16 protein-coding genes are annotated in these 21,922 nt (G+C 62.0%); 6 read left to right on the top strand and 10 right to left on the bottom strand.

Going from position 1 to position 21,922, the window contains the following annotated elements:
- The first annotated feature begins 13 nt into the window (after positions 1 to 13).
- The gene (locus tag Q7V46_RS16000; RefSeq protein ID WP_304914539.1) at positions 14 to 1,039 is read left to right on the top strand and encodes an LLM class flavin-dependent oxidoreductase; all 1,026 of its coding nucleotides are present in this window, start codon (positions 14 to 16) and stop codon (positions 1,037 to 1,039) included.
- A gap of 40 nt (positions 1,040 to 1,079) precedes the next feature.
- Here Q7V46_RS16000 and Q7V46_RS15995 read toward each other — a convergent pair whose 3' ends face one another.
- The 3 genes from Q7V46_RS15995 to Q7V46_RS15985 form a co-directional block, all read right to left on the bottom strand.
- Complete coding sequence (locus tag Q7V46_RS15995) at positions 1,080 to 2,435, bottom strand: TIGR03862 family flavoprotein (RefSeq protein WP_304914538.1); 1,356 nt, start codon at positions 2,433 to 2,435, stop codon at positions 1,080 to 1,082.
- The gene (locus Q7V46_RS15990) at positions 2,432 to 5,896 is read right to left on the bottom strand and encodes an exodeoxyribonuclease V subunit beta (protein ID WP_304914537.1); all 3,465 of its coding nucleotides are present in this window, start codon (positions 5,894 to 5,896) and stop codon (positions 2,432 to 2,434) included. Before Q7V46_RS15990 ends, Q7V46_RS15995 begins: the two co-directional genes overlap by 4 nt.
- A 94-nt stretch (positions 5,897 to 5,990) precedes the next feature.
- A complete protein-coding gene (locus Q7V46_RS15985; protein ID WP_304914536.1) occupies positions 5,991 to 8,720 on the bottom strand; it encodes a PD-(D/E)XK nuclease family protein in 2,730 nt (909 codons plus the stop codon).
- 113 nt (positions 8,721 to 8,833) lie between these two features.
- On the opposite strand from Q7V46_RS15985, the gene trxA reads away from it, so the two are divergent.
- The 4 genes from trxA to Q7V46_RS15965 all read left to right on the top strand — a co-directional run bounded on the left by trxA (position 8,834) and on the right by Q7V46_RS15965 (position 13,153).
- Positions 8,834 to 9,166: a thioredoxin TrxA gene (gene trxA / locus Q7V46_RS15980; protein ID WP_304914535.1), complete on the top strand. Its 333-nt coding sequence runs from the start codon at positions 8,834 to 8,836 to the stop codon at positions 9,164 to 9,166.
- 203 nt (positions 9,167 to 9,369) lie between these two features.
- Positions 9,370 to 10,632, top strand: a complete 1,263-nt coding sequence (gene rho / locus Q7V46_RS15975; RefSeq protein ID WP_304914534.1) for a transcription termination factor Rho — start codon at positions 9,370 to 9,372, stop codon at positions 10,630 to 10,632.
- Between the two features lie 299 nt (positions 10,633 to 10,931).
- Entirely contained in the window at positions 10,932 to 11,195 is a 264-nt protein-coding gene (locus tag Q7V46_RS15970; protein ID WP_304914533.1) for a type B 50S ribosomal protein L31, read from the top strand.
- Between the two features lie 134 nt (positions 11,196 to 11,329).
- Positions 11,330 to 13,153 carry a hypothetical protein gene (locus tag Q7V46_RS15965; RefSeq protein WP_304914532.1) on the top strand — a complete coding sequence of 608 codons (1,824 nt, stop codon included), beginning with the start codon at positions 11,330 to 11,332 and terminating at the stop codon, positions 13,151 to 13,153.
- Positions 13,154 to 13,281: 128 nt separating this feature from the next.
- Here the strand turns inward: Q7V46_RS15965 and phoR are convergent, their stop codons facing one another.
- The 7 genes from phoR to pstS all read right to left on the bottom strand — a co-directional run bounded on the left by phoR (position 13,282) and on the right by pstS (position 20,014).
- Positions 13,282 to 14,592, bottom strand: coding sequence for a phosphate regulon sensor histidine kinase PhoR (gene phoR / locus Q7V46_RS15960; protein ID WP_304914531.1), 1,311 nt, complete (start codon positions 14,590 to 14,592; stop codon positions 13,282 to 13,284).
- The gene (gene phoB / locus Q7V46_RS15955; RefSeq protein WP_304914530.1) at positions 14,589 to 15,320 is read right to left on the bottom strand and encodes a phosphate regulon transcriptional regulator PhoB; all 732 of its coding nucleotides are present in this window, start codon (positions 15,318 to 15,320) and stop codon (positions 14,589 to 14,591) included. The genes phoR and phoB overlap by 4 nt, the downstream gene beginning before the upstream one ends.
- A gap of 43 nt (positions 15,321 to 15,363) precedes the next feature.
- Positions 15,364 to 16,065: a phosphate signaling complex protein PhoU gene (gene phoU, locus Q7V46_RS15950; RefSeq protein ID WP_304914529.1), complete on the bottom strand. Its 702-nt coding sequence runs from the start codon at positions 16,063 to 16,065 to the stop codon at positions 15,364 to 15,366.
- A 46-nt stretch (positions 16,066 to 16,111) separates the two neighbouring features.
- Complete coding sequence (gene pstB, locus Q7V46_RS15945; RefSeq protein ID WP_304914528.1) at positions 16,112 to 16,933, bottom strand: phosphate ABC transporter ATP-binding protein PstB; 822 nt, start codon at positions 16,931 to 16,933, stop codon at positions 16,112 to 16,114.
- A 45-nt stretch (positions 16,934 to 16,978) separates the two neighbouring features.
- Positions 16,979 to 17,833: a phosphate ABC transporter permease PstA gene (gene pstA / locus Q7V46_RS15940; RefSeq protein ID WP_304914527.1), complete on the bottom strand. Its 855-nt coding sequence runs from the start codon at positions 17,831 to 17,833 to the stop codon at positions 16,979 to 16,981.
- A 25-nt stretch (positions 17,834 to 17,858) separates the two neighbouring features.
- Positions 17,859 to 18,881 carry a phosphate ABC transporter permease subunit PstC gene (pstC, locus tag Q7V46_RS15935; RefSeq protein ID WP_370690362.1) on the bottom strand — a complete coding sequence of 341 codons (1,023 nt, stop codon included), beginning with the start codon at positions 18,879 to 18,881 and terminating at the stop codon, positions 17,859 to 17,861.
- A gap of 98 nt (positions 18,882 to 18,979) precedes the next feature.
- The gene (pstS, locus tag Q7V46_RS15930; RefSeq protein ID WP_304914526.1) at positions 18,980 to 20,014 is read right to left on the bottom strand and encodes a phosphate ABC transporter substrate-binding protein PstS; all 1,035 of its coding nucleotides are present in this window, start codon (positions 20,012 to 20,014) and stop codon (positions 18,980 to 18,982) included.
- Positions 20,015 to 20,342: 328 nt separating this feature from the next.
- Between pstS and ppx the strand changes: the two genes are divergently transcribed.
- Positions 20,343 to 21,827 (top strand): exopolyphosphatase, encoded by a 1,485-nt coding sequence (gene ppx, locus Q7V46_RS15925; protein ID WP_304914525.1) that lies wholly within the window; start codon positions 20,343 to 20,345, stop codon positions 21,825 to 21,827.
- Positions 21,828 to 21,922: the final 95 nt, after the last annotated feature.

Raw genomic sequence — 21,922 nt, 5'->3', positions numbered from 1 at the left:
AAGGCCCATTCTGATGACCGCTCTGCCCTCCATTCCGCTCTCCATGCTCGACCTGGTCGCCGTGCGCGAGGGAGGGTCTGTGGCAGAAGCGCTTTCAATTGCGCTGCGCACCGCGCAACATGCCGAAAAGCTCGGCTTCAAGCGCTACTGGCTGGCCGAACACCACAACATGAGCGGCATCGCCAGTTCCGCCACCGCGGTCCTCGTCGGCCATATTGCGGGCGGCACACAAACCATCCGCGTTGGCTCGGGTGGTGTCATGCTGCCCAACCACGCCCCCCTCGTGGTGGCGGAGGCCTTTGGCACGCTGGCCGAGCTTTATCCAGGCCGCATCGACCTGGGTCTGGGACGCGCACCGGGCACCGACCCACTCACCATGCGAGCCCTGCGCCGCGACCGTGTGGAAACCGAAGCCGACTTTCCTCGCGATGTCGCCGAACTGCAGCGTCTGCTGGGCCCGGTCCAACCCGGGCAGCGGCTGATAGCAATGCCCGGCGCGGGCACAGAAGTGCCGATCTGGCTGCTGGGCTCCAGCCTGTTTTCGGCCCAACTCGCGGCCGAACGCGGTCTGCCCTACGCCTTTGCCTCGCATTTCGCCCCCCGCCTGCTGTTACAGGCGCTGGACCTCTACCGCAGTCGCTTCCAGCCATCAGCCACCTTGAACAAGCCATATGCGATCGTGGGAGTGCCCATGGTGGCTGCACCGACGGACGAAGAGGCCGACTACCTTGCCAGCAGCACCTACCAGCGGGTGCTGGGCATTCTCACCGGCAAGCGAGGCCAGTTGCCAGCTCCCGTGCACAACTTCATGCAGAACCTCCACCCCCAGGAACGTGCAGCCATCGCCGATTTCCTGGCCTGTGCGGTGATCGGCAGTCCGGACACCGTTCGCGAAGGGCTCGCAGCGCTGGCGGCCACCACCGAAGCAGACGAGTTGATGCTGGTCTGCGACGTTTTCGATCCCGCGCTGCGCCTTCGTTCACTGACGCTCGCAGCACAAGCCTTCGAAGAAGCGGCCGCCGAACCTTCACACAGCTGACCGGCGTGCGGTCCTTCGTACCCTTGCGGTTGGCCTGTGGTCAGGTGTCCTGGGCCTTCAAGTCCAGGTAGCCCAAAGCCCCCTGCCCCGCCCGACGACCTGTGGACACACAAGCCGTGAGCAGGTAGCCCCCGGTCGGCGCTTCCCAGTCAAGCATTTCGCCTGCACAGAACACGCCCGGCATTTCCCTCAGCATGAGCGATGAATCCATCGCGGCCCAAGACACGCCACCCGCCGTGCTGATGGCCTCGTCCAATGGGCGAGGTGCCACCACCGTCACCGGCAAGGCTTTGATGGCTGCTGCCAGCAGGTGCGGATCGTTCAGCGACGCCTTGTCCAGCAACTCGTTCAGTATCGCCATGCGAATGCCATCCAGTCCCAGCCTGCTTTTGAGGTGGCTGGAAAGGCTGCGAGCGCCACGGGGGTGCGCCACCTGCATCCGTACCTGCTCTTGTGTGCGATCCGGTTGCAGGTCGAGGTGAAAAGTGGCTTGACCGTAACCAGCAATCTCTTCCCGCAATCGGGCAGACACGGCGTAGATCAAACTGCCCTCGACGCCGCTGGCGGTCGCCACGAACTCGCCCCGGCGGACAAAGTGTCTCCCATCGTTCCCCGTGAAGGTCAGGCTGACCGCCTTGAACGGTTGGCCGGCGAAGCGTTCGACAAAAAACGGACTCCAGCCCACGCCCGCGCCATGCCGGGGCGAGCTCGCCACATCAAAACCGCAGTTGCTGGGACGCAAGGGCGACACCGTGATGCCCGCCTCTGTGAGTGGCGCCACCCACGCTCCATCCGAACCCAGACGCGCCCAGCTGGCACCGCCCAGCGCCAGCACCACGGCACGCGCATGAACGATCGTCTCACCTGCAGGTGAACGCAGAACCAGGCCGATGCGTCCCGAGGGTGCCGCCGCCCAACCCGTCCATCGATACCGCATGTGGAATTGCACCGGTTCGCCGTTCCCTGCTGGATGGCGCAGGCGCTGCAGCCATGCGCGCAGCAGAGGCGCTGCTTTCATGTCCGTGGGAAACACCCGGTGCGACGAACCCACGAAGGTGTCGATGCCAAGCCCACTGGCCCAATCGCGCACCGCCTGTGCGCCAAACGCCTCCAGCATGGGTTGCAAAGCTGAACTGGCTTCGGCATAGCGCCCCACAAAGGCGTCGAAGGGTTCGGCGTGGGTGAGGTTCATGCCGCCTTTTCCGGCCAGCAGAAACTTGCGACCTACCGACGGCATCGCATCGAAAAGGTGCACCGCTGCCCCACCGGCGCTCAGCACTTCAGCGGCCATGAGGCCGGCAGGGCCACCGCCCAACACCGCCACATCGATCTGTAGCGGAGACCCTGATTCAGAGGCCTGCGTGTTGAGCTGCTCCCGAGATGGGCTGTTGATCATTCCGAAGCGTCCCCGGGCGACAGCTCGATGAGCTCGCCGTTCTTGCTGACAAAGGCCACGCGCACGGCCTCTCCTGGGCAGGATTCGGCCACCGCGCGGCGGTAGCGGCGCATCTGGGCGATCAAGGCGGGTTGGCGTTCCGGGCGTGCGGCGCTCTTGTAGTCGAGTACCCACCAGGCGCCCGGACCAGAAACCGTATGCGCTTCACGCACCAGCCGGTCCAGCCTCAACAGCTCACCCTGGTGAAACAGCTCCACCTCGTTGCCCCATTGCACCAAGCGAGTGTCGTCCCAGGCCCAGGCGGCGTCGCCCTTGACGACGCGCTGTGCAATGGCTCGCGCCTGCTCAGCCTGTTCGCCGTCCAGATCAAACTCCCGGGCCACGGATCGCAAGTGCAGATCCGTCCACAAAAAATCCCTTGCGGGCGTGGGACACCACTGCAGCAGCCGGTGCAGAGCGAGTCCGACCCGGGTGTGATCGTCGTCTTGATCGGAGACGCGCGATTCGGCTCCAGAAGCAGGCGAATTCTCGGGCACCACGATTTGCCCGGTCAGAGGCGGCAGACAGGGCAAATTAAACAGTGCACTTTCACCGTGCTTGATGGGGCTGTCCTCGGCATCCTCGTGGCTATCGCGGTATCCGACGATGCTGCCTGCCTCGACCGCTTCGGACACCGCTGCCAGGCGCTGGTACCAGGTGACGGCCTGCCCACGCCGGTGCGGCTCGAAGCTGGATATCACCAACCGGTGTTCAGCGCGGGTCAGCGCCACATACAACGCATTCAATTCTTCCAACGCCCTGGCTCGTTGCTCCACCTCCAGCACCCCGGAAGCACACACCGGCGGTGCCTTTTCGCTGGCCAGGAACACAAAACGGCTGGGCGCCGGATTCTCGCCGGGCCAGTCCACCAACACGCCCATGCTTTCGGGGCGGGAGGATGGCGCGTCGGTATCCAGCAACAGCACGGTGTGCGCCTCCAGTCCCTTGGCCCCGTGGATGGTGAACAGGCGCACCGCGTCCGTTGTCTGGGCGGGCGTGGCCTTGATACCACCGGCCTTCATCGCCCGCACAAAGCGGTAGGCCGTCAGGAAGCGACCGCCTTCCTGGGTCAGGGACTGCAACAGCAGGTCGCGCAACTGAGCGAGCACCGAAGTCCGCTGGCTGGCGGGAACGGATTGCGCAAACCGTGCCATCGCGTCGCTGTGATCGTAGATGGCCGACAGGGCGTCATGAGGTGGCAATCGGTTGAGCCAGCCGCGGTAAAGCAACAGATGGCGTGCGCATGTGGCCAGCAGGCTGGCTTGTTCGCTGGCCTGCTGAGGCGAGGGGCACGTCAAGGCCATCAACTCCACCTGTTCTTCATGCGACAGCGCTTCGAACCGCTGAAGCACGCCCCACCACGAAGGGGACACCAATCGAGTCGGAGCAGTCGACCCTGCTGATACGACGGATTCCGCGCGCGCCGTCCAGCGCACACGCAGACGGGCAATCTGCGCCAGCAGGTCGTCGCTGAAACCCAGCAGGGGAGATTTGAGCGCGCGGGCCAGGCTCAGGTCATGCGAGGGGGACACCAACGCATCCAGCAAGGCCACCACGTCCTGCACAGCCGGGGCCTCGCAAAGATCGATCTTCTCTGGTTGCTCGCTCGGAATACCCCGCTCCAGCAGCGCCTGATGCATCCAGCCCAGCCGTTCTCGGCGACGCGAAAGCACCATCACATCTTTGGCATGCAGGCGGCCCGATGCGATCTCGGCCGCCACCCAGTCGGCGGCCTGGCGCGCTTCACGCACCGACATGCTGTCTTCTGGAAGTACCCTGGGCGTCACCAGGCTGTCGCGCCAGACCGGCGCATCGCTCGAAGTGCGGCCACCCTGCATAGCGGCGTCCCGCAGCACCTGAGGCAGTGCCAGCACAGCGCCCTCTTCCGTGCTCTCGGTGGTGTGGCTGCGGTAGTCGCTGCCGTATTCACCCTTGGCCAGAGCGTCCAGCATGACACTGTTGAAGGCATCCACCACGCCCGTGGCGCAGCGGCGCGTGTGGTCACAGCTCAACAGCGCGCCCGAGAGCCCGTTGACCACAAATTGTTGTGCGGCCTTGAACACCTGGGGTTCGGCACGCCGGAACCGGTAGATGGACTGTTTGGGGTCGCCCACCAGAAACACACAGGGCGGTTCGCCCGACCCTGCGCCCGCATAGGCCGACAGCCACCCATACAGCGCCTGCCATTGCAGCGGATTGGTGTCCTGGAACTCGTCGATCAGCAGATGGCGCACCCGGGCGTCCAGCCTTTGCTGCATCCAGCCAGAGATCTCGCTGTCGCCCAGCAATCGCAGCGCAGCCCCTTCAACGTCGTTCATGTCAACCCAGCCACGTTCGCGCTTGAGCTCGCCATAGGACCTGAGCAGCACCCGTGAAAGCCGAGCCATGCGCTGGTGGTGCGACCATGCCTGATGCTGGCGCCTGGCCGTGCACAAGTCCTGCAGCTCCAGTTCTGCATCCTGGGCAGCCACGAACTTGGTCAGGTTGTTGGTCAGGCGGTCTTCGTTGGCCACAAAAAAGGCCTTGCGAAGTTGGGCAAGCCGAGCGGGCATCTGCAGCGCGTCGTCCGGCAACAGGAATGCGTCGATCACCGCACGCGCTGCGGCCTGAGGCGTCTTGGTGGCTTCCCTGCCGAGTTCCTTGGCTCTGTCCAGCCAGCGCTCTCGCACCCCGGGCAAGAGCAAGGCCTGTTCGGGGGATGCCAGACTGGCCCAGCGGGGAAACAGCGCTCCAAAAGGCTGTACCGAGTCCTCCACCACGCCCACGCTGTCTGCCAGGGCGAACTCCACCCGTTTTTGAAGCGCGTTTTCCAGGGCTTTGAGCGTCTGATGGCGTCCGTACTCGGCCACCGCAACCATGAAATCGCGCTTGCTCAGGCCATCGCTGACGACGGCGGCATAAAAGCGAGGCCACACCGATGCCACTGCCTGGGCGTCGTCCTCGAGGAGCTCGTACCGCGGTGGCAGCCTCAGTTCCTGCAGCACGGACAACGGAGCACTCCGCAACAGCGAAGCGAACCACCCGTGAAAGGTGCGCACCTGCACCTGGCGACCCACAGCGTTCAGCCTTTGATGCAGGGTGCGCAGCTCTGGAGCGCGCAGCGTGGCGTCCGGTGCACTCAGTCCGCGCGCGCGCAGCTCGCTGGCCAGCTCGGTGTCAGAAAGGCCGGCACAGCGCAGCAATTCCCCATTGAGCCGGTCGCGCATTTCGCCTGCCGCCTTCTTGGTGAAGGTGATCGCGAGGATATCTTGCGCCGCACAGCCGTCGAGCAACGCCCGAAGGATGCGCGAAACCAGCATCCAGGTCTTGCCTGCGCCGGCACAGGCCTCCACAGCGATGCTGCGCCCGGGATCACAAGCGAGTGCGTAAAACGATTCGCGGTCAGCGGGTTGTCCGTTGATGCGGTAGGCCGGCATGTTCATCGGAGCACCTTCGCACTGCGGACTGCGCAAGGCCGCACATCAAGGTGCTCTGCACGTTGCTGCGAGCTGGCCATGAAGCGGCCGGGCACTGCGTTCATGGCTGCCCCCAGAAGTCTTTGCGACACAAGCCGCGGGCCGCACAGAAGTCGCAGGCCTGCCCCTCGCCCAGAGCGGGCATGGGTTGCCCACCCGCGATACGCGACATGTCGTCCACCAGGCCCTGACGCAGCTGTTCCCGTGCCATCAGCACGTCCTCCTGCTCCACCCAGAGGGTGGCAGCGTCCCTGGGACCCTCGCCTCGTTTGTCCGTGATGCTCAGATACGCCGCCCTCAGATTGTCATGTGGCAAAAGTGTGGCGTAGAAGGCAAGCTGGGTGTCTTCAAAGGGTTCCTTGATCCGTTCGAGCGTCCTTGCCCGGCCCTCGGTCTTGTAGTCGATCACGATGGGAATCGGACCTTCTGGTGAGTCCTGTACATCGACACGGTCCAGCTTTCCGTACAGATTCCACAGCCCGAGCTGCGCTTCACGGGCTACCTCGGCCATCTCGAAACGCGGACCTGCGTGATCATCTCTGGATTCAAATCCTGCCAGCCAGGTCAGGTAGCCTTCGCGCAGCGCGGGCCACATGGCCTCAAAAGGGAGAAAGCCGGCTGCGCCCTCGTCTGCATTGAGCCCCATGGCGCTGGCGGTTTCTGCGGCGAGCAGATCCAGTGATGACCGGTCTGCTTGCACGCCCGGGCGCGTATCGCCTCGTTGTTCGTGAAAGGCGCGTAGCACGGCGTGAAGCCAGTTGCCCATGTCGCGCTGGTCGGGCGCTTCTTCGAGTTCCGGCGTCTCGGTCAACCGGAGCTGTCGAAGGGCGAAGAAACGATAGGGACAGTGGCGCAGATCCTGGTAAGCGCTGGCCGAAAGCCGATCCGGCAATGTGTCTCGCGCAGAAGGCGCGGGGCGGGGTGCCACCTGAGCCGTGAGTGAGCGCATGGATCGGAGGTCTGAGCCCTGGCCGCTCGGACTTCCTGACACATGCACACCAGAAAACCCTGGCAGTGACTGTACCCAGGCGCTGGCCAGCAGGGATTCACCCCGCTCCTGGCTTCGCCACAGGATGTCAAGCTGGGGCGTTGTCAGCGTGCCTTGCCATGCGCTCGCTGCGGCCTCGGCCAGCTCGACTCGCGAAGGAAGGCCCAAAGCATGGCGCTGCTCATTTGTCCATTGTCCGGGCGGTTCGGGGCTGGCAGGCAGGTGGTTTTCATCGCAGCCCGGCACCACGGCTGCTTTGAAGCCTCGCCCCAGCAACTGTGCCATGGGCACGACCACCACCATGGGCGCGGCGCCGTTCTTCGCGGTGAAGCTGGCGCCTTCCAGCACGTCTTGCGCCCAGTCGACAAAAGCTGAAAGCGACAAGCGACCGCCTGCGCCAGCTCCCTGCTTGCGCTGCCCTTCTGGTGTGTTGGCTGTCTGTGCCAACGCCTGGCTCACGGCCAGAAGCTCGTCCGCGCCACCGCGACCCAGCCTCATGGCCCGTATCAGCTGTTTGCCCGCGTCATCCAAGTGGAGCGGATCCCACATCCCGCAGGCCGCCAGCGCCGCTGACGTGTCCGAGAGCCACTGACTGAGTGTTCGAGGGACTTGCAGTGCCTCGAGAAGCGATGGCACATCCAGTGGCACCGCGCCGGCAAGGGCGGGTGTATTCATCACGGCGCGCCAGCGGGAGGCACCGGCATCTCGGGCAAGCCGTTCAAGCTGCTGCACGTGTGTATCGCTCCAGGCGGGTGCCAGCTTCATGAAGTCGAGCACATCGTCTGTGCGCGCGTTCGAGCTGGCCGCACGCAGCAGCGCCATCACTTGCGATGCAGCGTGCGTGGTGGACAACTTCCAGCCCGTTTCATCTCGAACCGACACGCCAGCACCGGTCAGTATCGCGCTGATACGACGAATCAGAACCCGATCATTGGCCACCAGCGCCACCGGCGCCAGTCCCGCATTGGCTCGGGCCAGCACACAGGCCGCCGCCTGTTGCGCCTCATCTTCACTGTCACCGCACCGGAACAATTGCGCATGCGCGCCCAGAAGCGCATCCCGCGTTTCCATGACCAAGGGCAGCACAGTGGCGCGGTCCCCCCAGTGCCTGACCAGTGCCGCCGCCAGCGGGTCGTCATGAAATCCGGGGACCATGAGCATTGCATCGGCCAATACGCCGGGTTGGGCCGCCTCCTCCCAAAGCGCATCGGTGGCGAACGAAGATGCGCCGACCCATGCCAGCGCCAGGGAGCCCAGCAGCGACTCCCATTGCAGTGCTGTCGGCCCCAGCCGCAGCGATGCCTGAAGCGAGGCGGACCATGCCAGCCGTTGATCAGGCGCTATGGACGCGGCAATCGGTGCCAGCTGCGTTGCCGCCTCGATCAGCCTGGCGACCATCAGGGAACGAATGGCTGGATCGGTGCGCCCTTTGGCCACGCTTTCGACAAACGACTCAGCGACGAGGCTGTCGCGGGCCATGTCCATGCTCAGATCGGTTGGTTCCGGAAAAAAGGGCTTCAACGATGCCGCCAGATTTCGGCTCGATTCAAAGCGGGGTGGGAACCCGCCCGGGTGCATCTGGCCCCAGGCGCGCCGCCCCTCGTCCATCAATTGGGCGTAAGGCACCAGCACCAACACCCGTCCGGGCGTGATGCCGTGTTGCACGGTCAATCGATGAACCTCATCCATCAAACGCACCCAACGGGGATCCACGCTCACAGATGTGGCTGGTTCAGGTGCTGGAGATTCGCTGCGGTGCGCATTGGGCAGACCGGAATCGTCGGACTGGCCTTCATGAGTCATGGAATAGGGGTTTCTGTCACAATGTTGTGGTTGATGCCAACGCGGCTGGCAAAGCCTACCGCTGATGGTGCACAGACTTTAACTTCCCCGTTCAACGTTCCTTAGGAAGATTCATGGCCAGCGACCTGATCAAACACGTTTCTGATGCGAGCTTCAAGGCCGATGTGCTGGACGCTCAGGCGCCCGTGCTGGTCGATTTCTGGGCCGAATGGTGCGGCCCTTGCAAAATGATCGCCCCCATCCTCGATGAGGTGGCCGGCACCTACGACGGCAAACTGAAAATTGCCAAGCTCAACGTGGACGACAACCGGGACGTGCCCGCCAAGTTCGGCATTCGCGGCATCCCCACGCTGATCCTGTTCAAGGGTGGCCAACCAGCAGCCACCAAGGTCGGGGCGTTGAGCAAAGCGCAGCTCACCGCATTCATCGACCAGCAGCTGTCCTGATTCCTGATCGCAACAAGCAGTCCACAAGGCCCATGCCGGGTGCAATGCCCGAACCCCATGCGCCGGACTGCTTTTTTCCTGTCATAATTTCGCCAGAGCTGCACTGACAGAGTCCAGCCTCACCCCAGCGCACCGTCTGACAACCAGACGCCGGCGCACCCTCCCCCCGGTTTTTGACTCAACTCCCCTTCGGAGTGAATTCCATGCACCTCAACGAACTCAAGGCACTGCACGTGTCTGAAGTCCTCAAGCAGGCAGAAGCCCTTGAGATCGAAAACACCGGCCGCATGCGCAAGCAGGAGCTCATGTTTGCCATCATCAAGAAGCGCGCCAAGGGTGGCGAACTGGTGAATGCCGACGGGGTACTCGAAGTCCTGCCTGACGGCTTCGGCTTCCTGCGAGCGCCCGACACCAGCTACACAGCCAGCACGGACGACATCTACATTTCGCCGAGCCAGATCCGGCGCTTCAACCTGCACACCGGCGACATGATCGAGGGTGAGGTTCGCATCCCCAAGGATGGCGAGCGCTACTTTGCGCTGAACAAGCTCGACAAGATCAACGGCCTGCCCCCAGAGGACAACAAGCACAAGATCATGTTCGAGAACCTGACGCCGCTGTTCCCCAAGGAACAGATGCGCCTGGAACGCGACATCAAGAGCGACGAAAACATCACCGGCCGGGTGATCGACATCATCTCCCCCATCGGACGCGGCCAGCGCGCGCTGATCGTGGCACCGCCCAAGAGCGGCAAGACGGTGATGATGCAGCACATCTGCCACGCCATTGCAGCCAACCACCCCGAGGTGGAACTGATGGTGCTGCTGGTCGATGAACGCCCTGAGGAAGTGACCGAAATGCAGCGCACCGTGCGGGGGGAAGTGATTGCATCCACTTTCGACGAGCCCGCTGCCCGCCACGTGCACGTGGCCGAAATGGTGATCGAGCGCGCCAAGCGCCTGGTCGAACTGAAAAAAGACGTGGTGATCATGCTTGACTCGATCACCCGCCTGGCCCGTGCCTACAACAACGTGCTGCCCTCCAGCGGCAAGGTGCTCACCGGTGGCGTTGACGCCAACGCCCTGCAGCGCCCCAAGCGATTCTTTGGTGCCGCCCGCAAGATTGAAGAAGGTGGGTCGCTCACCATCATCGCTACCGCACTGGTCGACACCGGGTCGCGCATGGACGAAGTGATCTTTGAAGAATTCAAGGGCACCGGCAACTGCGAGATCCACCTGGACCGCCGCCTGTACGAAAAGCGCGTCTTCCCCTCCATCCAGCTCAACCGCAGCGGCACCCGCCGCGAAGAGCTGTTGCTGCAGCCCGAGATTCTGCAAAAGACCCGCATCTTGCGTCAGTTCATGTACAACATGGACGAAATCGAGGCGATGGAAATGGTACTGAAGAGCATGAAGTCCACCAAGAACAACTCCGAGTTCTTTGACATGATGAGAAGAGGGGGCTAACCCCCCCTGCGCGCCTGAGGGCGCTTTCCCCCTGGAAGGGGGACAACACCAGAGGCCCGACGGAGCCGGTTCCTCGGTGTTTCTGGACGAATTCCCCCTCACTCCTGCTGCTCTGTATCCGGCGCATATCCCACTCCAGAGATGCCGTGGAACCGGCTCCGCCGGGCCACAGGCATCGCCCCCTGGGGGGGTAACGCCCAAGGCGGCGCGGGGGGTTATAATTCAAGGCTTTGCTAATTGCGACAAGTACAGGGAAATGGTTTTCCTGCGGCTGCCGCACCTGACCACAAGGAAACGTCATGAAAGACGGCATTCACCCCAACTACCGCGAAGTCTGTTTCCAGGACCTCTCCAACGGCTTCAAGTTCGTGACCCGCTCTTGCGCCAACACGAAAGAAATGATCAAGATGGAAGACGGCCGTGAGCTGCCGTTGTACAAGCTGGACACTTCCAGCGAGTCGCACCCCTTCTACACTGGCACCCAGAAGAGCGTGGACAACATGGGTGGTCGCGTCGAGCGCTTCCGCAACCGCTACGGCAAGGGCACTCCAGCAGCCAAGTGATTCGGCGAAGGCCTGCATCGCTCTGATGCCCGCCATGTCTCACGAAGAAGAAAGCAGCCACGCAGGCTGCTTTTTTTTCATCAATTCACATTCGGCCAAGGCCGAAAGGCGTGAGCGCCTGTATATTGCCCGCAGTGAACCGACCGACCCCTGCCATCGTCACCCAAACGGCGGTGCGCCCACTTCCCCGCCTTGCGCTGCTGCTCTTCTGCGCGGCGTATGTTCTGCCAGGCTTCCTGGGCCGCGAGCCCTGGAAGGTGGACGACGTGGCCTCGTTTGGGGTCATGGAGGAACTGGCGCAAGGCCTCAGCAGCTGGTGGCACCCTCAGTTGTTGGGTGGGGCGCCGCAAGAGAGTGCACTGCTGCCCTACTGGATCGGCGCATTGTTCATCAGCCTGCTCCCGTTCCTGGACCCGGTCTTTGCTTCGCGAATTCCATTTGCCGCGTTGCTACTGGTCACTCTGGCCAGCAGCTGGTACACGGTGTACCACCTGGCACGCCTGCCCGCAGCGCAACCTTTGGCGTTCGCATTTGGCGGTGAAGCCAGTCCGCGGGACTATGCCCGGGCGCTGGCCGACGCCGGTTTGCTGGCGCTTATCGCCTGTCTGGGCCTGGCTCAGCTCGGCCACGAAACCACCCCTGATCTGGTCAGGCTGGCGTTGCTGGCGGTGCTTCTTCATGCGATGGCCCGATTGGCTCCAGGCACCAAAGACCGGTACTTCCTGAGTGTGGGGTTGGGATCTCTTGCCCTGCTGGGACTCTTCCTCAGTGACATGGTTTGGCAAGCGCTGCTGCTCGCTGGCGGATGGTTGCTCCTGTTGGGAAAATCACCGGCGTCGTCATCCTGGGATACCTCAGGCAACCAGCCCAGCGTGATCAGTGGCAGGATGGGCATGGGCGCGGGTCTGGTGGCAGTCACGCTTGCCGGGATGTGGATGGGTTGGGTATCCATCCCCCAACTCCCCCTGGCTGGAGACTGGGGCGTGGTGACCAACAATGGCGAGGGCCTGCAAACCACACTCCCAGGCGAGTCGGGCATGGCGGCTCTGCCGGGTGCCAGCGACATTGAAACAGTCAGCCTTCCAGGCGGCGCATGGGTCGGCTTTGGACGGCTGCTCCTGTGGTTCACCTGGCCTGCCTGGCCTCTGGTCTTGTGGAGCCTGTGGTCTTGGCGCCGGCAGCTCCAGAGCCCTCATGTGGCGCTGCCGCTCTGGGGCGCGGTGGTCTGCCTGTTGGCCAGTGCATTGCAGGAGCGAGAAGACCGGGCCTTGCTGCTGGTTCTGCCCTCGCTTGCCGTGCTTGCTGCATTTTCGCTGCCCACGCTGAAGCGCAGCGTTTCGGCGTTGATCGACTGGTTCACGCTGCTGTTCTTCACAGGCTGCGCGCTCATCATCTGGGTCATCTGGTTCGCCATGCAGACCGGCATTCCGGCGAAACCGGCGGCCAACGTGGCTCGCTTGGCGCCCGGATTCATTCCCGAGTTTTCCTGGTTTCTCTTCGGGCTGGGGGCATTGGCCACCATCGCATGGTTCTGGCTGGTCAAGTGGCGAGTGGGCCGGCACCGCCAGGCGATCTGGAAGAGCCTGGTGCTGCCCGCCGCAGGCAGCACGCTTTGCTGGCTTTTGCTCATGACACTCTGGCTGCCGCTGCTCGATTTCGGGCGCAGCTATGGCCCCTTGTCCAGGCGCATTGCCAGCCTGGTGCCAGCCGATTCCTGTGTGCTTGTGGATGGTCTCAGCCAGGCGCAAATTGCCGCCTTGCGACACCACGGCGCATTGACGCTCCTTCGCACCGGAGGCCCGGACGGTGCGACTTGTCGCGCACTGGTGGTCTCGCCCGACACGCAGCCCACACTGGACGAGCGCATCACACTGACCCAGTGGGCATTTCGGGCCAGGGTGAGCCGCTTGTCTGACCGAAAGGAAAGCCTCTTGCTGTACCAGCGCGTAAGCGATTGAACCCAAACACCCCCGCAGCGCTTCGCGCTACTCCCTCCAGCGGGCGATACCAGTTGTCCGGCAAAGCCGGCCCGACGGTATCTCTGGAAGGGGTCATTTCGCGCCGAAAGCGCTTCTGCAAGAGAAGCTCAGTGCACCCGCACCCGCGACGCCGGTAGCCGCATCATGAACCGCGAGCCCTGCCCCATCACGCTTTGCACCTCGATCTGGCCGCCATGGCGCTGCGCCACATGTTTCACAATGGCCAGGCCCAGGCCAGTGCCTCCGGTTTCGCGTGAACGGCTGCGATCCACCCGGTAAAAGCGCTCGGTGAGCCTGGGCAGATGATCTTCGGCGATGCCGGGCCCAGTGTCTTCCACGAAGAACTCGCCACCACCATCTGACCGCACCTGCCAGCCTGCGCGAATGGTACCGCCGCCCGGGGTGTACCGCACCGCGTTGCTGAGCAGATTCGACATGGCGCTGAGCAGCTCGGTCTTGATGCCGGCCACCCACATAGGCGGCCCCTCGACCGGATCGATGGTGTGCACAGGTTTCGCAATCACCTCGGACAAGCCTCGCGCTTCCTGCACCACGTGCTGCAACAGCTCGCCACCGTCTATCCACTCGCCCTGCCCAGGCGCCGGACTGCCTTCCAGCCTGGAAAGCGTGAGAAGGTCACTCACCAGGGTCTGCATGCGCTGCGCCTGTTGGCTCATCATGCCCAGGTAGCGGGTCCGGTCCGATTCTTCCAGAGGTATGGTCTGCATGGTTTCCACAAAACCACTGAGCACAGTCAGCGGCGTGCGGATTTCATGGGAAACATTGGCAACGAAGTCGCGCCGCATGGCCTCAGCCAGTTGCACGGCCGTGACGTCGCGCGTCAGCAGGAGCTTGCGCTTCTTGCCGTAAGGGTGTATTTGCAAGAGGATCTTGGTGGGCTGCGACGGTCTGACGCCAGGGCCATCGATCTGGATCTCGTGCTGAAAGTTGCCGGCGGTCAGGTAAGCGGTAAAAGCCGGGTTTCTCACCAGGTTGCGAACGTACTGGCCGAGGTCGCGCTTTGGATCGAACCCCAGCTGATTGGCTGCCGTGAGGTTGGACCATTCGATTCTTCCAGTCGAGTCAAGAAGGACCACCCCGTTGGGAGAGGCCTGGATCGCGGCCAGAAAGTCCTCCAGTCGAGCGTCGCTGTTGCTGACCTTCTTTTCAAGCCGCCGGATCAGTTTGCGGTTGCGGTCGACCAGTTCGCCCCATACACCAGATAGGTCGGGCGTCCGGGATACCTCGCCTTTGTTCAGCCAACGGAGCACCTTTCGTGCGCGCAGTCCGTCCAGAATGCTCCAGATCAACGCGCCCGACAATGCGCCGGCAAAAGTCCAGCCTTCGGTACCTCGGATCCAGCCAGCGGCTGCTCCAAACGCTACCAGGAGCAGCAGTTCGATCGCCCGCCGGGTCATGCGCCAGGGCTGGTGGTCGCTGGTACGGGACGGCCCGTGTTGTTCATGGCGGTCAGTCGATACCCCGCTCCACGCACGGTTTCCACCATGCCGGCGGCTTCGCCGAGCGACTCTCTCAAACGCTTGACATGCACATCCACGGTACGCTCCTCGATGAAGACATGATCTCCCCAGATCTTGTCGAGCAGGGTACCACGGGTGTGCACACGTTCTGCGTGCTTCATGAGGTAGTGAAGGAGCTTGAATTCGGTCGGGCCAACTTTGAGTTCAGCACCGCGGAATGTGATGCGGTAGGTGCCTGCGTCCAGCGCAAGTTCGCCGACTTGAACAGAGTCGTTGACAATTTCAGGTGCACGCCGTCGCAGCACCGCGCGAATCCGGGCCAGCAACTCCTGGGTCGAAAAAGGCTTGGTGATGTAGTCGTCAGCACCGGCGTCAAGACCCTGTACCTTGTCAGACTCGTCGCTGCGAGCGGTGAGCATGAGAATAGGCACGGTTTTGGTCCGCTCATTCTTGCGCCATTGGCGAGCCAGCGACGCCCCGCTTTCGCCTGGCAGCATCCAGTCAAGCAAGATCACGTCGGGCAACACGGCGTCCACCTCACGCTGGGCAGAGGCCCCGTCAAAAACAACCGTAGGCGCAAAGCCGTTGTGCCTCAGGTTGACAGCAATCAGCTCAGCGATTGAAGGTTCGTCTTCGACCACCAGAACGCGGGGAAGCTTTCTCATGTTGAGGCTCTCGCGCGCTGATTGAGCAGGTACTTCGATAAGTTCATCCGACGACAGATTCCACGTTTTCCATCGAGGTGTGCCGGACGTCCTCGCCCTTCACGATGAAGATGATCTGCTCTGCAATATTTTTCGCATGGTCGCCGACACGTTCGATCGATTTGGCGAGGAATAACAGATCGAGGCTGGGCGAAATGGTGCGGGCGTCTTCCATCATGTAGGTGATGAGCTTGCGAAGAAAACCGTTGTATTCGTTGTCGATCTCGTTGTCGTCCTTGATGATCGCCACCGCCATGCTGGTGTCCAGGCGCGCAAAGGAGTCCAGTGATTTTCGGAGCAATGCGGATGCCAGATCGGCCGCCAGGCGAAGCTCGGAAATGGGCAGGTTGCGCGGCGACCCGCTCTCGATGATGGATTTGACCATGCGCGCAATGCGCGCCACTTCATCACCGGCGCGCTCCAGGTTCTGCGTGGTCCGGGATATGGCCATGAGGAAACGCAGGTCGCGCGCCGTTGGCTGGCGCCGACCAATGGTGGAAATGATCTCGTGGTCGATATGAAGCTCCATCTGATTGATGCGTGCCTCGTTCTCGATCACCTGCTGGGCCGACTCCATGCTCATGTTGACCAGTGCGTAGACCGCCTGATGAAGCTGAGACTCCACCATGCCGCCCATCTCGAGCACGTTGGTGGAAATGGAGTTCAGTTCGGCATCGAACTGGCTGGAGATGTGCTTGTCGCTCATTTGTAGGTCTCCCTTTGAAGAATGGATGGCCTTGCCGCTCTTGCGTTCAGCCGAAACGGCCCGTGATGTAGTCTTCCGTGGCCGTCTTCGTCGGCTTGAAAAAGATCTGTTCGGTGGCACCGAACTCGACCAGCTCACCCAGGTACATGTAGGCGGTGAAGTCGCTGCACCGGGCAGCCTGCTGCATGTTGTGCGTCACGATGGCGATGGTGTAGTCGGCCTTGAGTTCGTGCACCAGTTCTTCCACCTTGCCGGTGGAAATCGGATCCAGCGCCGATGTGGGTTCGTCGAGCAGCAGCACCGAAGGTTTGACGGCGACGCTGCGGGCAATGCACAGCCGTTGCTGCTGACCACCTGAGAGCGAAAGGCCGTTTTGTCCCAGCTTGTCCTTGGCCTCGTTCCACAGCGCAGCCTTGGACAGAGCCCACTCAACGCGATCGTCCATGTCGCTCTTGTTGAGGTTCTCGTACAGGCGCACACCAAAGGCGATGTTGTCATAGATCGACATGGGGAAAGGTGTCGGCTTCTGGAACACCATGCCAATTCGGGCGCGCAGCAAATTCAGGTCTTGCTTGGGATCGAGGATGTTTTGCCCATAGAAGTTGATCTGCCCCTCTGCGCGCTGGCCTGGGTAAAGGCTGTACATGCGATTCAGCGCCCGAAGCAACGTGGATTTTCCGCAGCCAGACGGACCGATGAAGGCGGTGACCCGCTTTTCCTGGATATCCATCGACACATCCTTCAGGCCCTGGAACTTGCCGTAGAAAAAGTTCAGATCACGCACCTCAAGGGCGTTGCGTACCTCGCCCTTCTGTGGCGTCTTGACAGCAAAGTTTTCGGGCTTGATTGCAAAAGCGGCTTCAGACATGAGGATTCCTTGACGATATGGGATGTGTGCGCTGGTGGGCTGCGGTCAGACTTTGACTTTTTCGCGGAAAACCACACGAGCCAGAATATTGAGGACCAGCACGGTCATGGTGATGATCAACGCGCCGCTCCATGCCAACCGGATCCAGTTGTCGTACGGGCTGAGCGCGAACTGGAAGATCACCACTGGCAGGTTGGCCATGGGGCCGCCCATGTTGGTGCTGAAGAACTGGTTGTTGAGCGCAGTGAACAGCAGGGGTGCCGTTTCGCCCGCGATGCGCGCAACGGCAAGCAACAAACCGGTGATCACGCCGCTCTTGGCCGCGCGCAATGTCACCATGGTGGCCACTTTCCAGCGGGGCGCACCCAGCGCAAACGCGGCCTCCCGCAAACTGCCAGGAACCAGACGCAGCATGTTTTCAGTGGTGCGAACGACCACCGGAACGGCAATCAATGAAAGCGCCAGGCTGCCCGCATAGCCCGAGAAGTTGCCAACGGTTGCCACGGCGATGGCGTACACAAACAGACCCAGCACGATCGACGGGGCCGAGAGCATGATGTCGGTGACGAAGCGCGTGACCTCGGCGGTCTTGCTGGTGTCACCATATTCGGCAAGATAGACACCCGCCAGAATGCCGATGGGCGTGGACACCACCACAGCCAGGCCCACGATCATCAAGCTGCCGAGCAAGGCATTGCGCAGGCCACCGCCTTCAGAACCCGGAGCGGGTGTGTCGGCCGTGAAGATGTTGCCATCCAGACCCGCAATGCCGTTGGAGAACAGCACCCACAAGATCCAGAGCAGTACTGTCAGGCCAAGGGTCATGGCGGTCATCGAAAGCGTCAGACCGATCCAGTTGGTGCGACGGCGGCGGGCGTACAGATTTTTGTTCATTTCCATGGTGGTATCTCGCTCGACAGTCAGTTCAATTGCCCTTGGCTCTCTCGGCACGGATGATCATCCACTTGGCCAGAGCAAGCACCACAAACGTAATACAGAACAGGACGAAGGCCAGTGCAAACAGGGTGTTGAAGTGCAGGCCTTCTGCTTCGCCGAATTCATTGGCCAGCACCGAAGCGATGGACGTTCCAGGCGCGAACAGGGAGTTGGGCATGCGGTTCGCGTTGCCGATCACAAAGGTGACCGCCATGGTTTCGCCCAGTGCGCGACCCAGCCCCAGCATGATTCCGCCCACAACCCCTTTTTGCGTGTAAGGCAACACCACCTTGCCCACCACTTCCCAGGTGGTGCAACCCAGGCCGTATGCCGATTCCCGCAAAATGGGGGGCGTGATCTCGAACACGTCACGCATCACGGCGGCAATGAAGGGCAGCACCATGAATGCCAGGATGATGCCCGCTGCCATGATGCCGAGGCCATTGGTGGCCCCCCCAAAGAGCCACCCCACCAGGGGCATACCGCCCAATACCTGTTGTAAAGGCACCTGCATGTAGTCGGCGAAGATGGGCGCAAACACGAACAGGCCGAACATGCCATAGATGATGGACGGCACAGCGGCCAGCAGCTCAATCGCAGTGCCAAGTGGGCGGCGCAGCCAGACCGGACAGGTCTCTGTGAGGAATACCGCGATGCCGAATGCCAAAGGCACTGCAATCACCATGGCAATGGATGCACTCAGCAGCGTACCGACAATAGAGATCGCGGCACCGTATTCTTCGTTGATGATGTCCCACTCGATGGTGGTGACGAACGCCAAACCAAACTTCTGGAAAGTGGGCCAGGCGTTGTAAAACAGCGAGATGATGATGCCCACCAGGGCGATCAAAACCAACAGGGAAAAAGTCTGAGTCAGGCGGTGGAAAACAAAGTCCTGAATGCGGGCACGGCTCGCGACCGCTCGCATGGATTCATCGCTGCGTTGATCGGGCTTGCCGCTGCTGAAAGTGGAACTGGACATGCTGCTGTCAGTCGTTGTTGTGTTGTTCATCGAATCCCCTCCGGATCAATGTGACAGTCATTTAACTGCAAAAACCCATCAGCCGGCCAGAGCCAGCCGATGGGTTTACGTGGGCATTCAGCCCGCTATCACTTGTTGTTGATCTGCGACCACACGCGGGTAGCGATCTGCTGCGTCACTGCGGCAGGCATGGGCACGTAGTCCAACTCAACAGCGGCTGCGCCACCGTTCTTGAAAGCCCAGTCAAAGAACTTGAGCACTTCAGCGGATTCGGCCTTGTTGGTCGGCTCTTTGTACATCACGATGAACGAAGCCGTGCTGATGGGCCAGCTGTTCGCACCTTTGGCGTTGACCATGGACACGCCCATGCCGGGAACGCTGAACCAGTCCACGCCGGCAGCTGCAGCTTCAAACGACTTCTCGTCCGGACGCACATACTGGCCATCGGCGTTCAGCATGGACATGTATGGAATGTTGTTCTTCTTGGCGTAGGCGTACTCAACGTAGCCGATGGCACCACGGGTACGGCTCACGTTGGCGGCCACGCCTTCGTTGCCACGGCCACCGATGGAGGTGGGAGCTGGCCACTTGACGGCAGCGCCTTTACCGACGGTGTCGGCCCAGTCCTTGCTGACAGCGGTCAGGTAATCGGTGAAGTTGAAGGTCGTGCCCGAACCGTCCGCGCGGTGCACCACAGTCACTGCCTGACTGGGAAAGGTCTTGCCGGGGTTCAAAGCGGCAATTTTGGGATCGTTCCAGTTGGAGATTTTGCCCATGAACATTTCAGCCAGTACTTGGCCGTTGATGCGCACTTCACCCTGAGCGAAGCCTTCCAGGTTGAACACAGGAATGGTTCCACCGATGATGGCGGGGAACTGGACCATGCCGTCCTTGTCGAGCTCTTCACCGCTGATCGGTGCGTCAGTAGCACCAAAGGCCACGGTCTTGGCGCGGATCTGACGCATACCGCCGGACGAGCCGATGGACTGGTAGTTCATGCCAGTGCCGGTCTGGGCCTTGTACATCTCTGCCCACTTGGCGTAGATGGGGAAAGGGAACGTAGCGCCAGCGCCCGTGATGTCGGCGGCCATGGCGGAACCCATGGCCAGGGAAGCCAGCGCGGCAGCGGCCACGGTCTTGAGCAAAGTGCGTTTGGTGTTCATTGAGAGTCCTCTCAGGGGTTGGGGGAAAAGGAAAAGAAAAGTGCTAGGCAGGACTCTATGAGCCCAATGTGACAACTGTGTGACATGTGCAGACTTGTCATGCTTGCGCCTTGGCACCTGCAGCTCCAATCCCGGCATCGCTGTTGATCACCTGCAGGGCACCCGGAAAGCGCCCAGAAATCTTTGGCCTGCAACCCTTTCGCTGCCACTTTCGATTTACCAAACGGCGGTTCGGAGTGCGGTTCACCGGCCGTCGATGCGTCACAATCTCCGCAACCCAACAGATTCAGGATTCGCGGAGGGCCGGTCGCCGGCCAACGCAGCACGCATGCAAAACGGAACGCTTCTGGCCGCGGTCGACCTCGGCTCCAACAGTTTCCGGCTGGAAATTGGCCGCTACCACTCGGGTCACATCGAGCGGATCGAATACCTCAAGGAGACCGTTCGTCAGGGCAACGGTCTCGACGAAAACAAGAACCTGAGCCAGGCCGCCATGGAGCGCGGCTGGGAATGCCTGGCGCGCTTCGCCGAGCGCTTGCACGGTTTCAAGAAGCAGCAAGTGCGCGCGGTGGCCACACAGACCCTGCGTGAAGCGCGAAACCGGGACGACTTCCTCAAGCAGGCCCAGGCCATCCTGGGGTTCGCCATCGAGGTGGTCTCCGGTCAGGAAGAGGCGCGGTTGATCTATCAAGGTGTGTCGCGCCTGCTGCCGCAATCGGACGAAAAGCGGCTGGTGTTCGACATTGGCGGCCGCTCCACCGAAATGATTCTGGGCGAGGGCTACAAAGCCCACCGCATGGAGTCCTACAGACTGGGCAGTGTGGCCTGGTCAGGCAAGTACTTTCCCCGCGGCGTTTTCTCGGCCAGCGCCTTCAAGACAGCCGAAGTGGCGGCCAAGGCGGTGCTCGATGAAGCGCTGGACAGTTTCCCCCCGTCTGAATGGAGCGCCGCGTACGGTTCCTCAGGCACAGTGGGTGCCGTGATGGAGATGCTGTCGGCCAACGGCTGGGCGTCAGGTGTGATCACCCGTTCGGGTTTGAACTGGCTTGTCGACCGATTCATCAAAGCGGGCCATGTCGATCAGGTCAAGCTTGACGGTCTCAAGGACGACCGCCGCCCCGTGATTGCGGGTGGTCTGAGCGTGCTTTGCGCCATCTTTGATCTTTTCGACATTCAGCAATTGCTGCCGGCGCAAGGCGCATTGCGCCAGGGGGCGCTGTACGACCTGATCGACCGGGAAACCGACGGCGGCGACGTGCGCGAGCGCACGGTGCGTTGGCTGGGAGAGCGCTTTTCCATCGACGAAGCCCAGGCGCAGCGGGTGAGCACGGTGAGCACCGCGCTGTTTTCGCAGGTCGCTGCTGTCGACGCACAGAACGAGCGGTACTCTCAAAAACTGGCCTGGGCAGCGCGCCTGCACGAAATCGGCACCCACATTTCCCACGACCGCTCCTATTACCACGGTGCATACATCCTGGACAACGTGGATGCCCCGGGCTTCTCGTTTCCCGAGCTGCATCGCATGAGCCAGTTGGTGCTGGGCCAGCGGGGCAAGCTGCGCAAACTGGAACAGTCGCTCGGGGACGAGCTGTTTGCCAAACAATTGATGTGTCTGCGTCTGGCGGTGCTGCTCTGTCACGCCCGCCAGATGCCAGAACACGAATCGATCCGCCTGAGCTACAAGACGGGGTCGTTCAAGCTGACAAGCAATCCCGGTTGGGCCAAGCGCTATCCCCAGTCGGCCTGGCTGATCGGTGAAGAGGTGTTCGCCTGGCAGAAGACGGCATGGAAGTTCAATGCCGACGTGCGGTAAGCGGGGTTGACGGCCCCCACGTAGCGTCCAGGCACGCTCCAAACGCACAGTCGGCGGCAATCCGTCACACATTGCGGTCGCACTGCGACCCTTGA

Source organism: Hydrogenophaga sp., assembly GCF_030651625.1.
Taxonomy (GTDB): Bacteria; Pseudomonadota; Gammaproteobacteria; order Burkholderiales; family Burkholderiaceae_C; genus Hydrogenophaga.
Note: the sequence above shows the minus strand (reverse complement) of the source record. Positions and strands in the feature narration are given on the sequence as shown.